General features: G+C 74.4%; 10 protein-coding genes. 8 read left to right on the top strand and 2 right to left on the bottom strand.

Translation table 11 applies throughout. From position 1 onward, the window contains the following. Positions 1 to 20 precede the first annotated feature (20 nt). Positions 21 to 1,334 (bottom strand): alpha/beta fold hydrolase, encoded by a 1,314-nt coding sequence (locus ACFV6D_RS14670; protein WP_380559905.1) that lies wholly within the window; start codon positions 1,332 to 1,334, stop codon positions 21 to 23. Between the two features lie 765 nt (positions 1,335 to 2,099). Between ACFV6D_RS14670 and ACFV6D_RS14665 the strand changes: the two genes are divergently transcribed. From ACFV6D_RS14665 to ACFV6D_RS14635, 7 genes are all read left to right on the top strand, one after another. Continuing rightward, positions 2,100 to 4,223: a glycogen debranching N-terminal domain-containing protein gene (locus tag ACFV6D_RS14665; RefSeq protein WP_380559944.1), complete on the top strand. Its 2,124-nt coding sequence runs from the start codon at positions 2,100 to 2,102 to the stop codon at positions 4,221 to 4,223. A 106-nt stretch (positions 4,224 to 4,329) separates the two neighbouring features. Next, positions 4,330 to 5,088 (top strand): NUDIX domain-containing protein, encoded by a 759-nt coding sequence (locus tag ACFV6D_RS14660; RefSeq protein ID WP_063351408.1) that lies wholly within the window; start codon positions 4,330 to 4,332, stop codon positions 5,086 to 5,088. Positions 5,089 to 5,330: 242 nt separating this feature from the next. After that, positions 5,331 to 6,803, top strand: a complete 1,473-nt coding sequence (locus ACFV6D_RS14655; protein ID WP_380559903.1) for an ATP-binding cassette domain-containing protein — start codon at positions 5,331 to 5,333, stop codon at positions 6,801 to 6,803. A 3-nt stretch (positions 6,804 to 6,806) separates the two neighbouring features. Then, positions 6,807 to 7,730, top strand: a complete 924-nt coding sequence (locus tag ACFV6D_RS14650; protein WP_380559901.1) for a hypothetical protein — start codon at positions 6,807 to 6,809, stop codon at positions 7,728 to 7,730. Positions 7,731 to 7,848: 118 nt separating this feature from the next. After that, positions 7,849 to 8,781, top strand: a complete 933-nt coding sequence (locus ACFV6D_RS14645) for a FadR/GntR family transcriptional regulator (RefSeq protein ID WP_063349357.1) — start codon at positions 7,849 to 7,851, stop codon at positions 8,779 to 8,781. 454 nt (positions 8,782 to 9,235) lie between these two features. After that, entirely contained in the window at positions 9,236 to 10,873 is a 1,638-nt protein-coding gene (locus ACFV6D_RS14640) for an RNA polymerase sigma factor (protein WP_063349358.1), read from the top strand. Positions 10,874 to 11,173: 300 nt separating this feature from the next. Next, a complete protein-coding gene (locus ACFV6D_RS14635; protein ID WP_380559942.1) occupies positions 11,174 to 11,977 on the top strand; it encodes a S1 family peptidase in 804 nt (267 codons plus the stop codon). Between the two features lie 192 nt (positions 11,978 to 12,169). Here ACFV6D_RS14635 and ACFV6D_RS14630 read toward each other — a convergent pair whose 3' ends face one another. Continuing rightward, positions 12,170 to 12,403, bottom strand: coding sequence for a hypothetical protein (locus tag ACFV6D_RS14630; RefSeq protein WP_063349359.1), 234 nt, complete (start codon positions 12,401 to 12,403; stop codon positions 12,170 to 12,172). Positions 12,404 to 12,940: 537 nt separating this feature from the next. Here ACFV6D_RS14630 and ACFV6D_RS14625 point away from each other — a divergent pair. Next, entirely contained in the window at positions 12,941 to 15,052 is a 2,112-nt protein-coding gene (locus tag ACFV6D_RS14625) for a type IIA DNA topoisomerase subunit B (protein ID WP_063349360.1), read from the top strand. Positions 15,053 to 15,177 lie beyond the last annotated feature (125 nt).

The following is a 15,177-nucleotide window of genomic DNA, read 5'->3' as shown; positions in this document are numbered from 1 at the left end:
CCCGGCCCGGGCGGGCTTCGCTAGGCCTCGCCGTGCGCCAGCTTGATCAGGCGGTCGAGCACCTTGCCGCCGCTCGCCCGAAGGCCGTCGTGCTCCCACTCGTTGGTGATCCAGGTCCGCAGACCGCGCACCGCGCGGGCGGTCGCCAGCGAGTCGGCGGTGTCCACGTACATGTCGTCGTGGTAGACCGCCGCCACGACGGGGACGGTGTTGGCGGCCAGCCGCGCCGGGTCGTACAGGTCGGGCCAGTCGGTGCGGGCGGCCAGCAGGTCCGCGGCCTCCTTCAGCGGGCGCAGCGCCGGGTCGGTGTCGAACATCCAGGGGTAGATCATCTCCCCGGTGAACAGCACCGGTGCGCCGGAGTCCAGCGAGGCCCGGGCGTCGAACTGCGGGAACTCCTTGCGGACCCGCTCGGCCGACCAGGCGGTGCCGCCCTGGTCCACCGAGCGCTGGCCGTAGATCGACTCGTGCAGCACGGCGTACAGCGGTCCCTCCGCGAAGGAGAGCTTGGCCTGGGCACCGGCCAGGAAGGTGTCGGACAGCTCGGGGCCGGCCGCGCCGTCCACCCAGGCCTCCTCCAGCAGGTAGTGCAGGGTGCCGGAGCCGCTGCCGCCGCCGAGCATCAGACCGAGGGCCTGGAACGCCTCGACGGTGAGCAGTCCGCCGTCGGGCAGCGTCGCGGGGGCGGCGGCGAGGTGCGCGGCGATCCGCCGTACCGCCTCGACGTCCTGCGGGAACCTGGCGTAGTGGTCCTCGTTCTTGTGGACCACCCGCGGGTAGGCGGCGCGGTAGACGTCGTCCGCCGAACTGCCGAGGCCGGACAGGCCGCCGGTGATGAAGGCCTCGGCCAGGCCCTCGGGGGCGAAGGAGAGGTAGGTGAGGGTGCAGAAGCCGCCGAAGCTCTGGCCGAGCACGCTCCAGCGCCGGTCCGCGCCGAGCAGCTGGTGGCGGATCAGCTCGGCGTCCCGCACGATCGAGTCCGCGCGGAAGTGCGCCAGGTAGTCCGCCTGCTCCTGGGCGCCGCCGCGCCGGGCGAGGGTCTGCCGGGTCGCGGGCGTGGAGCGACCGGTGCCGCGCTGGTCGAGCAGGAGTACCCGGTAGTCGTCGAGGGCGCGTTCCAGCCAGGCGTCGCGGCCGAGCGGGCGGGCGGCCTTGCCGCCGGGGCCGCCCTGGAGGAAGACCAGCCAGGGCAGGTCGGCCTGCTCGCGGCCGGTGGCCACCACCTCGCGGGCGTACACCTCGATCTGCTCGCCCTGCGGGTCGGCGTGGTCGAGGGGGGCCTGGAAGACGTGGTCGGTCGTAACAATCCCGGGCAGCCGGCTGACGGTGGACATGCAACTCCTCGGTCTCTGCTGGTCACAGCGGTCAGGTCGCGGCTCACGGGGTCACCGGGTGCGGGCGCCGCGACCCCCGCACCGTATCCTGACCGCGGTCGGGCACCGGTTCGACGGCCACCGCCCACTCGGCCAGGCATACGATGCCGGGCCGGGGCGGGTTGCACGGCAGGCCGCGGGCCGGGACGCAGCCGCCGCCACCCGGCGGCGAGACCGCGCCGCCCTGGTGGCAGCCCAGTGACGGCCCGACCGTGACGGCTCGACGGCTGCGGCACGACCGCCCGGCGGGCCGGGCTCGACGGGCCGCACCCGTCGCCGGGCGTGACCTGGAGGCGGTGCGCGGCGTTCACCCCGGGGGGCCGGCGACCGGCCGACGCTCGTCGGGCGGCAGGTTCCGGGCGGACCGCCCGCCGAGCGGGGTGGCCACGGCGCCGGGGCACCGGAGCGTGCGGGGCCCGCTCGGGTCACCTGGCCCGGCCGTTGCTGCGGCCCACGGGCCGGGCGCCACCGGCAGGCCGGGCCACCGGACCTGACGACGCGCCGGGCGCCGCGTCGGGCCCGACGCGAAGGCGCGGCGCGCCGGTACCGGCCTGGTACCGCGCACCGCATGGCACGGCCCGGCACCGGGTACGGCCAGACACGGCACACCCGCCGACGGGGCACCCCGCCGGCCCGGCACCATCAGCACGCGATCGAGCGTGCTCGCGGCCCACCGGCCTGACCAGGCCACCGGACCGCCGAGGGGAGGAGAGTCCGGTGACCGCCATGAGGCCACCACAGGCCATGCCGGCCGAGAGCGTGGTCGGCGCGCCGAGACCGGTCGGCCGCCCCGACCAGGTCCAGACGGCCGGACCGGCGGGGGCGTCCGTCGGCCCGAGTCGGCTCGCGGCCCCGCCAAGGCCGCAGCCTCCCGCCGTCCACCACGCGGTGCTCTGCGTCAACGCCCCCGCGATGGCCGCCTCCGGACCGGACGGTCAGCTGCGCGGCCACGGCCTGCACGGCTTCTACCGCAACGGCGTCCGGGTGCTCGCCCGGATGGAGCTGCGCCTGGGCGGCATGGAGCCGCTGCCGCTCCAGGGCGCCCTGACCAGCACCGCGCAGGCCCGCTTCCTCGGCGCCGTCCGGCTCCCCGGCGACCTCGACCCGGACCCGGCGCTCACCGTCGAGCGGCTGCGCCACGCGGACGGAGTGGAGACCGTCATCGTGCGCAACACCGGCGGCCGGCCCGCCCGGCTGCCGATGGAGATCGCCCTCGGCACCGACCTCGGCCCGGTCGCCGAGATCGCCGCCGGGCACCGCCCGGCCGACCTGCCGGGCCAGGTGCAGTCCGCCGGGCTGCGCTGGGCCGGCCCGGCGCACAGCGCGGTGGTCAGCGCCAAGCCCTCCCCGCACGCGGTGCTGGCCGGGGCCGGGGTGCTCCGGTGGGACTTGGAGGTGCAACCCGGCGCCCGCTGGTCGGTCGAGCTGCGCGCCGAACTGGAGAGCACCGCCCCCGGCCCGCGGCCGCCCGGCGGGCGGGGCACGGGCGTGCCGCTGCCCTGGGCCGAACCGGAGGTCCGCAGCGACGACGCCCGGGCCACCCTGCTGGTCACCCGCTCCCTGGACGCCCTCGGCGGGCTGCTGTTCGCCGACCCGGACCGCCCGACCGACCTCTACCCGGCCTCCGGAGCGCCCTGGCGCTTCGGCCTCGCCCCGGCCGACGCGCTCTGGGCCGCCCGGCTCACCCTGCCGCTCGGCACCCGGCTCGCCGCCGGCACCCTCCGGGCGCTGGCCCGCCGTCAGCAGCCCGCCGCCGCCCCGGGCCGCACCGAAGGCCTGCTGCCCGGCGCCCTCCGGCACGGCGGCCCCGAGCTGCCGCCCACCTGCACCGCCACCGAGGCCACCCTGCTGTTCGTCACCGTGCTGGCCGAGGCCTGGCGCTGGGGCCTGCCCCGCGCGGAGACCGCCGACCTGCTCCCGGCCGCCGAGCGGGCCCTGGCCGCCCTTCGCGAGGGCCTGGTCGACGGCTTCGTCACCGACCTCAGCCGCCCGGCGGAGGACCGCACCGCCCACCCGGTGGCCGCCCGGGCCGAGGTCCAGGCGCAGGCCCACCGCGCCGCCCTGCACGGCGCCGAACTGCTGGAGGCCTTCGGCCGCCCCGGCGCCGAGGAGTGGCGCGGCTGGGCCGCCGAACTGCGCGGGCGCTTTCGCGAGCGGTTCTGGATCGACGACCTCTCCGGCGGCCGCCCCGCCGCCGCGCTGGCCCCGGGCGGCCAGCCACTGCCGGCCGTTGCCTCCTGCCTGGTGCACCTGCTGGACACCGGGCTCGCCGCCGACGGCGGCCGGCACGAGAGCCTGCTGGACCGGGAACAGACCCGGCTGCTGGCCCAGCGCCTGGCCGCGCCGGAGCTGGACAGCGGCTGGGGCCTGCGCACGCTCAGCGCCAAGTCCCCCCGCTTCAACCCGCTGGGCCACCGCGGCGGCGCGGTGCGGGTCCACGAGACCGCGCTGGCGATCGCCGGGCTGGCCGAAGCCGGCCACGAGAACGAGGCCGGCGCCCTGCTGGAGGGCCTGCTCGCCGCGGCCGCCCACTACGAGGGGCGGCTGCCCGAGATGTACGCGGGGGAGCAGCGCATCCCCGGCTGCCCGCCGGTGCCGCACCCGGCCGCCTGCCGCCCGGCGGCGGTCTCGGCGGCCGGCGCCGCGCACGCGGTGTTCGCGCTCGCCGGGGTCCGACCCGACGTGCCGGGCGGCCGGGTGCTGGTCCGCCCGGCCAGCACCGCTCCGCTCGGCGAGCTGGAGCTGACCGGCCTGCGGGTCGCCGGCGAGCCCTTCTCGGTCCGGGTGAGCCGGATCGGCGTGGCGATGGTCGAGGAGGCCTCTGCGGAGCTGCAACTGGTCGCCCGCTGACACCCCTGCCCGGGCCCGCCCGGTTCCGGCGACACCTCAGGCGGGCCGGGCGCGGTCCGTGTACGGGCCTGTGCTTATCGTCAGAGAGACGACTATGATCGTCGCCATGTCGCGCTACGATCCGTCGGCCTTCCCCCCGTTCGCTGTCACGGTTGACCTGGTGGTGCTGACGGTGCGCGACCACGCGCTCTGCGCCCTGCTGGTCAGACGCGGCGAGCCGCCGTTCCAGGGGTACTGGGCACTGCCCGGCGGCTTCGTCCGCCCGGACGAGGGCCTGGCCGAGGCCGCCTCCCGGGAGCTGGCCGAGGAGACCGGCCTGCGCGCGCACTCAGCCCCCGGCCACGAGGCGGTCGGCCCCGGCGCGGCCGGTGCCCACTTGGAGCAGCTCGCCACCTACGGCCACCCGCAGCGCGATCCCCGGATGCGGGTGGTCAGCGTCGCCTACCTGGTCCTCGCCCCCGACCTGCCGACCCCCCGGGCCGGCGGCGACGCCAGCAGCGCCCGCTGGGCCCCGGTCGGCGAACTGCTCGGCCAGAGCCCGGTCGACGGAGTCCCGCTCGCCTTCGACCACGGGCTGATCCTCGCCGACGGCGTGGAACGCGCCCGCTCCAAGATCGAGTACTCCTCCCTCGCCACCGCCTTCTGCCCCACCGAGTTCACCGTCGGCGAGCTGCGCCGGGTCTACGAGGCGGTCTGGGGCGTGGTCCTGGACCCGCGGAACTTCCACCGCAAGGTCACCGGCACCCCCGGCTTCCTGCTGCCCTCCGGCGGCACGACGACCCGTCAGGGGGGCCGTCCTGCCCAGCTGTTCACCGCGGGCGGCGCGACCGTCCTCAACCCGCCCATGCTGCGCCCGGAGTCCTGACCCGGCCCCGGCCCGCCGCCCCCGGCCCGCCGCCGACTCCCCCTGGCCCGGGAATCGCAGGATCGGATTGTCCCCTGATCGGGTGAGGTGGGTGGCCGACGGGCCCGCGCCGCTCCCGTAATGCCCGGAATCTCCGCCACCGGCCCCTAATGTGCTGGCGCGGGGCCGTGCCGGCACGCGCCAACACACCAGGGGGCGCCCCGCGTCGGGCAGGTCGGCCGAGGGCATGGGAGCAGGCAGCGATGATCCAGATCACCGGACTGACCAAGGTCTACCGCAAGGGCGCGCCGCCCGCGGTGCTCGATCTGACCTTCGACGCCCGGCCCGGCATGGTGACCGTGCTGCTCGGCGCCGAGGGCGCGGGCAAGTCCACCGCGCTGCGGCTGATGCTCGAACTCGAACGCGGCCAGGGCGTCACGCTCTTCGACGGCCGCACCTACCGTCGGCTGCGCCGCCCCGAGCGGGAGGTCGGCGTGCTGCTGCCCGGCCCCGGGCCGGGCGCGGCCGCCGTGGCGGGCCACCCGGGCCGCAAGGCGCACGGCCACCTGCGGATGCTGGCGGCGGCGGTCGGCGCCCCTGCGCGGCGGGCCGACGAACTGCTGGAGCAGACCCGGCTGGCCGCCGTCGCCGGGCAGCGGCTGCGCAGCTTCTCGCCCGGCATGCACCGCCGGCTGGCCCTGGCCGCGGCCTTGCTCGGCGACCCCGGCACGCTGCTGCTGGACGCGCCGACCGAGGGCCTGTCCCCGCGCAACGTCGAGTGGTTCCACTCCTTCCTGCGCTCGTTCGGCGTCGCCGGCGGGACGGTCCTGGTGACCACCCGCACCCCGCAGGAGGCCGCGCAGCTCGCCGACCGGGTCATCACGCTGGACCGCGGTCGACTGGTGGCAGACCAGCCGGTGGCGGAGTTTCGCCGGACCAGGCTCAGCCCCGAAGTGGCCGTCCGCGGGCCGCAGATGGCGCGGCTGGCCGACCTGCTGGTCAGTCAGGGCGCCGAGGTGCGGCGGGACGGCGGCGCGGGCCTCGCGGTGGCGGGCATCGACCGTACCGAGATCGGTGAACTCGCCTATCGTCACGGCATCCTGCTGCACGAGCTGGCCGACCGGGTGGTCGAGCAGCCGGCGCCCCGGGCCGCCCTGCCGGTCGCGTCGGGCCGCTCCGGCCACCTCCGTGTCCAGTCCGGCCCCACCGCTGCCGAGCCGAACCCCGAATCCGGCCCCGAGCCCGCTCAGGAACCGGCCTCCGACGCCCCGGCCGTCACCGTCCCGCGCCACCGGGGCGCCCGTCGCCTGGAGGCCCGGCCGGCGGCCGCCCACCACCGGGACGAGGCGGCGCTGCCCACCCGCGCCCTGCCGGCCGCCTCGGCCGCGACCGCCCTGTCCGCGACCGCCCTCTCCACCCTCGGTACCACCCCCCACCAGGCCGAGCCCGCCGAGCCCACTCCGACCGTCGCCGTGGAGCGGCTGTTCCGTGGCGGCCCCGGCGCCCTGGCCAGATCCGCGTCGGCCCTCGCCCCGACCCCCGTCCCCGCCCCCGCTGCCGGTGCAGGGGAGCCCGGGCCCGACCCGGCCAGGGGCCGCCGCGAGAGCGCCGCCGACCTGCTGACCGACGACACCGTCCGGCTCGGCCGCCCGGCCCAGGCCCCGGCCCAGGTCGCGCCCCCGGTCCCCGGCGGTCCCGTCAGCCCCGCAACCCCCGACGACCACCGGAGCGAGTGAACCGTGCGTGTCCTGGCCTACGAGCTGCGCCGCCTGCGCGGCCTGCGTTCCACCTGGCTGTTGCTCGCCGCCGTGCTGCTGTGCGACGCCGTCACGGCCGCCGTCCTGGCGAGCCAGGCCCCGGCCGGCCCGCTGGCCGCCCCGGCCGGGGTGCGGCTGCTGACCGCCGCCGTGCCGCTGATCCCGCTGCCGTTCGCCGCGTTCGGGGCCGGCGTGCTGGGCGCGCTCTCGTACGGGCACGAGGTGCGACACCCGGGGCTGCCGGCCTCCCGGGTGTCGTACCCGCGGCGGGTGCAGCTGCTGCTGGCCAAGCTGCTGGTGGTCGGTCCCGTCGCGGGGCTGCTGGCGCTGGCGACCCTGCTGCTCGACGCGGTGGTGGTGCAGCTGGCGCTGCCGGGCGGGGTGACGGTGGCTGCCTGGGCGGAGCCCTCGGCCTTGTCGGACCAGGTGTCGCAGGCGCTGGCCGCCACCGGGCTGTCCGGCCTGGCCGACCTGCCGGGCCTGGCCGACCTGCCGGGCGTGTTCGCCCCGGTGGGGCTGGCGGCCGGCCACGGGGTGCCGGCGGCTCTGCTGGCCTTCGTCCTGCTGACCGTCGTGGCGGGCTGGACCGGGGTGCTGACGGCGTCGCTGACCCGCAGCGCCTCGGTCGGGGTGCTGCTGTTGTGCGCGCTGCCGCCGCTGCTGGAGTCCGGTGTGGCGCTGCTGCTGCGGGAGACCGGCAGGCCGTGGCCGACCCGTGCGGCCGAACTGCTGCCGTTCCAGTCCGGCGTCGAATGGGCCTACGGCTGGGTTTACCGCGGGGGGCACGAGGCGGCGGCCGGGAGCGCGGCGCTGACGGATCCGGCCCTGCTCGTGGCGGTGGCGGCGCCCGCGGCCGTCCTGCTGCTCGCGGCGCTCCTGGTGCAGGTCCGGCGGCGCGCGCTCTGACGCCGGGCGTCGAGGGGGTGGTCGCGCCGAAGAATCAAGATCGACCAGCAGTGACCGTAATGCGCGGTTCTTCCTGATAAGAAGTCAATTATCCAGTCGCGGTCGATCACCCTTTCGTGTGCTTTTCACGAGAATTCTCAAGCTGCGCCTGCCGATCGCCGACAAAGGAGCTGTGAGTACCCTTGCGCACCCCACCATGACCCCCGCCCGTTCCGCCGACGGACCCATCCACGGCCCCGGCGATCTGGACCGCTTCTCGTACGCCGACCGGCCGACTCCGCCGGCGCCCCGCTGGGAGGGCGCCGAGTCCGATCTCGCCCGGGTCGGCCGCAAGACCACCAGCAGCCGCGGTCGCGGTCTGCACGGCCAGCTGGTCCAGCAGCTCGGCCAGATGATCGTCTCCGGCGACCTCGGTGCCGACCGTCCGCTCGTGCCCGAGGAGATCGGCCAGCGGTTCGAGGTGTCCCGCACAGTCGTCCGCGAGTCGCTGCGCGTCCTGGAGGCCAAGGGCCTGGTCAGTGCCCGGCCGAACGTCGGCACCCGGGTCCGCCCGGTCGCCGACTGGAACCTGCTGGACCCGGACATCATCGAGTGGCGCGCCTTCGGCCCGCAGCGGGACGAGCAGCGCCGGGAGCTGTTCGAGCTCCGCTGGGCGATCGAGCCGCTGGCCGCCCGGCTCGCCGCCGGCCACGGCCGGGAGGACGTCCAGCAGCGGCTGGTCGAGCTGGTCGAGATCATGGGCCACGCCGCCGCCCAGGCCGACCTCTCCACCTACGCCCGGGCCGACGCCGAGCTGCACGGCCTGATCCTCCAGATGGCCGGCAACCGGATGCTGGAGCACCTGTCCGGGATCGTCGCCGGCGCGCTGCAGGTGTCGGGCGGCCCGGCCATCTCCTGCGAGCGCGCCTCCGAGTCCTCGGTCAGCCTGCACGCCCGGCTGGTGGACGCGCTGGGCACGGGCGACGGCACCGCGGGGGAGGCCGCGATGCGGGCGCTGCTCACCGTCCACCCCGAGATCGAGCCGTCCGTCCCCGCCCCTCGGGAGCACTGAGCGGGCTGTTCCGGTGAGCGGGCGCCCCGTCCGTCCTCCGTTCCTCCAGGGCCCTCCGGCCGCACCCGCGCGGCGCAGCCGGAGGGCTTCTGCACGCCGGCGGTCCGACCCGGACGCGTGATGCCCCGTCCATGACAACAGGTTTCGGCGCGGGTGAGCGATGATGGATTCCGGCCCCGTGGCCGCGGGTGCCGAGTGGTGTGACCCGCGACACGAAGGCCATGCGTAACACTTGACGAGTAGCAGCGATGTCTCCTGAGCGGGGGCAGCTCCGGAATACTTCAACATGTCACAATGCTGTGTTGGTCCGCGGCGCTGCTGCCGTCCTGCAAACCCAGTCCTCAAGCCCGAGTCGGTCGGAATCGACACCGCGCGTCCGACGCGCGATTTCCTTCCCCGCCCGCTCGGGCGGCCGGTACGGGTTCGAGTCCACTCATCGTCCGAGAGGTTGTTCGTGTCGGCCAGCACATCCCGTTCACTTCCCCCCGAGATCGCCGAGTCCGCAGCTCTGCTGGCGCTCATCGAGCGGGGCAAGGCCCAGGGGCAGATCGCCGGTGACGACGTGCGCCAGGCGTTCGAGGCGGACCAGATCCCGGTCACCAAGTGGAAGAACGTCATGCGCAGCCTCAACCAGGTGCTGATTGAGGAGGGGGTGGATCTCATGGTCAGCGCGGCCGAACCGGCCGGCGCCAAGCGCAAGAGCGTTGCTGCCAAGAGCCCCACCAAGCGCACCGCCACCAAGGCTGTCACCACCCGGAGCCCGTCCGCCTCCACGGCCCCGACCAAGCCGCCCGTACGGATCGCGCCCGGTGCGCCCGTCGCGGCCCCGGCCGTGGCGGCCGCCACTGCGTCCGCCCCCACGGTGTCCGCCGGGATCACCTCGGAGACGACCGGTGTCGCCTCCGAGCTGAAGACGGTCGCGGCGAAGAAGGCGGCCCCGGCCAAGAAGGCCGCCGCCAAGAAGGCCGCCGCGCCGGCCAAGAAGACCGCCGCCAAGAAGACCGCCGCCAAGGCGGGCAAGGGCGACGAGGAGCTCGGTGGCGAGGAGGAGCTGCTCGAGGACGTCGCGCTGCCCGGCGACAAGGCCGGCGAGGAGGCGGAGCCCGAGGAGGAGTCGCAGGGCTTCGTGCTCTCCGACGACGACGAGGACGACGCGCCGGCCCAGCAGGTCGCCGTCGCCGGTGCCACCGCCGACCCGGTCAAGGACTACCTGAAGCAGATCGGCAAGGTCCCGCTGCTCAACGCCGAGCAGGAGGTCGAGCTCGCCAAGCGCATCGAGGCCGGCCTGTTCGCCGAGGACAAGCTCTCGGCCGCCGACAAGCTCGCCCCCAAGCTCAAGCGCGAGCTGGAGATCATCGCCGAGGACGGCCGCCGCGCCAAGAACCACCTGCTGGAGGCCAACCTCCGCCTGGTGGTCTCGCTGGCCAAGCGCTACACCGGCCGCGGCATGCTCTTCCTGGACCTGATCCAGGAGGGCAACCTCGGTCTGATCCGTGCGGTCGAGAAGTTCGACTACACCAAGGGCTACAAGTTCTCCACCTACGCCACCTGGTGGATCCGCCAGGCGATCACCCGCGCCATGGCCGACCAGGCCCGCACCATCCGCATCCCGGTGCACATGGTCGAGGTCATCAACAAGCTGGCCCGCGTCCAGCGCCAGATGCTCCAGGACCTGGGCCGCGAGCCCACCCCGGAGGAGCTGGCCAAGGAACTCGACATGACCCCCGAGAAGGTCATCGAGGTCCAGAAGTACGGCCGTGAGCCGATCTCGCTGCACACCCCGCTCGGCGAGGACGGCGACAGCGAGTTCGGTGACCTGATCGAGGACTCCGAGGCGGTCGTCCCGGCCGACGCGGTCTCCTTCACCCTGCTCCAGGAGCAGCTGCACTCGGTGCTGGACACCCTCTCCGAGCGCGAGGCCGGCGTGGTCTCGATGCGCTTCGGCCTGACGGACGGTCAGCCGAAGACGCTCGACGAGATCGGCAAGGTGTACGGGGTCACCCGTGAGCGCATCCGCCAGATCGAGTCGAAGACCATGTCGAAGCTGCGCCACCCGTCGCGTTCCCAGGTGCTGCGCGACTACCTGGACTGATCCGGCCGGTACGGTCGCAAGCGTGTGACGAAGGCCCGGAGCCCCACGGCTCCGGGCCTTCGCCGCTGTCCGGGCCCGGGCGGGTCAGCGTCCGGGTGGCCGTTGTCCCTCGTCCGGGTGGCGGTGTGGCGGGAAGCGGTCGCACCGCGTAGTCGATCACCTACGCTGTGGCGGTTGCCTGCTGCCGAGCCGACTGGAGTCACGGTGCTGCCCAACCCGGACCGCGCTGCCCTGCCGACCCCCGCCCCGCCCCCGGCGAGCCCGGCGGCCGCCCGTGCGGGCCGCCGCCGACGGGCCGCCGTGCTGGCGCTGCTGGCCGCCGTGCCCGTCCCGCTGGTCGCGCTCGGTGCGGCCGGTCCGGCCGGGGCGCAGCGCCGGGTGGTCGGCGGCACCGCCGAGACCACCGCCGACCACCCGTGGGTGGTGGCGCTGTCCAGCCGCCAGCAGTTCGGCAGCGGCCGCTCCGGCCAGTTCTGCGGGGGAGCGCTGGTCACGCCGACCAAGGTGGTGACGGCCGCGCACTGCTTCTACGACGAGTCCCGGGGCGCCAAGGTGGACCGGCCGGGGCTCAAGGCCGTCATCGGCCGGGACGACATGCGCAGCTCGGCCGGCCGCGAGGTGCCCGTGCGGTCGGTCTGGATCCACCCCGACTACTCCTTCACCGCGAACCTGAACGACGTCGCCGTGCTCACCCTCGCCGACCCCCAGGACTCCCGGCCGGTGATCGACCTGGTCGGCCAGGGCGAGACCGAGCCGTACGCGGCCGGGACCGCCGCGCGGGTCTTCGGCTGGGGCGACACCACCGGGCGCGGCGACTACTCGCCCACGCTGCGCGGGGTGGAGGTGCCGGTCATCGCGGACCAGACCTGTGCGCAGGCCTACCCGGGCGGGCAGGACGGCAAGTTCGACGCCCGGGGCATGGTGTGTGCGGGCGAGGAGAAGGGCGGCAAGGACGCCTGCCAGGGCGACAGCGGCGGCCCGCTGGTCGTCGGCGGCCGACTGGTCGGCCTGGTCTCCTGGGGGACGGGTTGCGCCGAGGCGGCCCACCCGGGCGTCTACACCAGGGTGGCGTCCGTCGCGGACGCGGTGCGCTCGGTGCTGTGAGGGCCGCCCGGGCCGTTGCCGGTGGCCAACTGGTCACGTTATGAAGCCACATCGCTGCGGAGCGTGCGGGTATCCGGGAACAGCAGAGCCGGGCGACTGACCTCGAGGGGATCTGTCGCCCGGCTCACCGGTCGCGCGTGGTGCGCGACCGGACACACAGCTCGACGCCGACTGCTGGTGTGGCGCCTTGGATCAGCGCTCTTCTTCGGCGGCCGTGGCGTTGGTGGTGCCGCTGAGACGGCCGCTCTCGTCCTGTATCTCCACGGCGATCTTCTTGAGCTCGGGCTCGAACTTCCGGCCGTGGTGGGCGCAGAAGAGCAGCTCTCCGCCGCTGGCGAGTACGACGCGCAGGTAGGCCTGGGCGCCGCAGCGGTCGCAGCGGTCAGCCGCGGTGAGCGGGCTCGCAGGTGTCAGAACAGTAGTCACGTCGCCTCTTCTCTAGCTCGACGAGCTGTCGTACCAGGGTCAACATCCAACCAGGCCGAAAACGTTCCCGCTCGTGGCTTTTCTTCTCTGAGGATTCTGCTGTGTTGATGAGGACGTGCCCCGGGGGCCGGTGGTTCATGCGTACCGAATCCCAGGATCCGCCCGTCCCTCGAACGCCCGATCGGGACCGGGTGCGAGGTCCGCGTAGCATAATCCTCTGCCGGGTTGGAGCATAAGCCCCGCCCCGGGCCCCGGTAGCCTGCATAACGGCAGTTCCGGAGCCTGTGCCAGGCCCCACGATCCGCCAGGACCGGTGGTACCGGGAGGAGATGGCGCCCCGGGGTCCGGATACCGGAGCGGTCCTTGTTCGCGCAGCGCGTACAAGCTGCGCGGGAGCGGCCCGCCGTGCTGTGCACCCAGCGGAGGGGTGCGAGCACACCGGGCGACGGCTGTCGGTGCGGCGTGCTGCACTGGCGGATGGTCCGGATGCGTCCGGATGTGACCGATAAGACAGAACTTCACCGAGGAGAGTGCCGCGTGAGTGCCGAAACGACCGTGCCGTCCGCACTGCTGGCCGGCGACGACGGTTCCAACTACACCGCTCGGCACCTGCTCGTCCTGGAGGGCCTGGAGGCGGTCCGCAAGCGCCCCGGCATGTACATCGGCTCGACGGACAGTCGCGGCCTGATGCACTGCCTCTGGGAGATCATCGACAACTCCGTCGACGAGGCGCTGGGCGGTCACTGCGACCGCATCGAGGTCCTGCTGCACCCGGACTCCTCGGTCGAGGTCCGCGACAACGGGCGCGGCATCCCGGTCGACGTCGAGCCCAAGACCGGGCTGTCCGGCGTCGAGGTCGTGATGACCAAGCTGCACGCCGGCGGCAAGTTCGGCGGCGGCTCCTACGCGGCCTCCGGCGGCCTGCACGGCGTCGGCGCCTCGGTGGTCAACGCGCTCTCCGCCCGGCTGGACGTCGAGGTCGACCGCAGCGGACACACCCACGCGATCAGCTTCCGCCGCGGAACCCCCGGCATCTTCACCGAGGCCAGCCCGGACGCGCCCTTCGAGCCCGCCAACGGCCTGACCAGGGCCCGCAAGGTGCCCAAGGCCCGCACCGGCACCAGGATCCGCTACTGGGCCGACCGGCAGATCTTCCTCAAGGACGCCCGGCTCTCCCTGGAGCACCTGTACAGCCGCGCCCGGCAGACCGCGTTCCTCGTCCCCGGCCTGACCATCGTCGTGCGTGACGAGCGGCTCACCGAGAGCGAGCAGGTCGAGGAGTCGGTCTTCCGCTTCGACGGCGGCATCGCCGAGTTCTGCGAGTTCCTGGCGCCCGACAAGCCGGTCTGCGACGTGCTGCGGCTGCACGGCGAGGGCACCTTCAAGGAGACGGTGCCCGTCCTGGACGAGCTCGGCCACATGACCCCCACCGAGGTCACCCGGCAACTCGGCGTGGACATCGCGCTGCGCTGGGGCGCCGGTTACGACACCACCCTGCGCTCCTTCGTCAACATCATCGCCACCCCCAAGGGCGGCACCCACATGACCGGCTTCGAGCGCTCGCTGGCCAAGACCGTCAACGAGGCGCTGCGCGCGGCCAAGCTGCTGCGCGTCGCCGAGGACGACATCACCAAGGACGACGCCACCGAGGGCCTCACCGCGGTGGTCACCGTCCGGCTCGCCGAGCCGCAGTTCGAGGGCCAGACCAAGGAGGTGCTCGGCACCTCGGCGGCCAACCGGATCGTCGCCGCCGTCGTCGCCAAGGAGCTCAAGGCCTTCCTCACCTCGGCCAAGAAGGACCAGAAGCTCCAGGCCCGGGCCGTGCTGGACAAGGTCGTCGCGGCCGCCCGCACCCGGGTCGCGGCCCGCCAACACAAGGAGGCCCAGCGCCGCAAGACCGCGCTGGAGACCAGTTCGCTGCCGGCCAAGCTGGCCGACTGCCGCAGCGACGACGTCGACCGCAGCGAACTGTTCATCGTCGAGGGCGACTCCGCGCTCGGCACCGCCAAGCTCGCCCGCAACTCCGAGTTCCAGGCGCTGCTGCCGATCCGCGGCAAGATCCTCAACGTGCAGAAGGCCTCGGTGAGCGACATGCTCAAGAACACCGAGTGCGCCGCGATCATCCAGGTGATAGGGGCCGGTTCGGGCCGCACCTTCGACATCGACCAGGCCCGCTACGGCCGGGTCATCTTCATGGCCGACGCCGACGTCGACGGCTCGCACATCCGCACCCTGCTGCTGACGCTGTTCCACCGCTACATGCGGCCGATGGTCGAGCAGGGCCGGGTCTTCGCCGCCGTGCCGCCGCTGCACCGGATCGAGCTCACCAGCCCCAAGCGCGGCCAGGAGAAGTACCACTACACCTACTCCGACGCCGAACTGCGCTCCACCCTGCTGGAGTTCCAGCGCAAGGGGCAGCGCTGGAAGGAGCCGGTGCAGCGGTACAAGGGCCTGGGCGAGATGGACGCCGACCAGCTGGCCGAGACCACCATGGACCCGCGCCACCGCACGCTGCGCCGGATCAACCTGGGCGACCTGGAGCAGGCCGAGCGGATCTTCGACCTGCTGATGGGCAACGACGTCGCCCCCCGCAAGGAGTTCATCGTGGACTCGGCGGCCACCCTGGACCGCTCCCGTATCGACGCCTGAGGCCTTCGGATCCCTCCGGCACGAGGGCCCCCCCCCCCCCGGGGGGGGGGCCCCCGGGGGGCGGCCCCCCCGCCGGGCCACCCCCGCGCCCCTCCAACCGGGGGCCCCGGGCCCGAAACTCGGGG

It is taken from the genome of Kitasatospora sp. NPDC059812, assembly GCF_042732075.1.
In the GTDB taxonomy this organism is placed as follows: Bacteria; Actinomycetota; Actinomycetes; order Streptomycetales; family Streptomycetaceae; genus Kitasatospora.
Note: the sequence above shows the minus strand (reverse complement) of the source record. Positions and strands in the feature narration are given on the sequence as shown.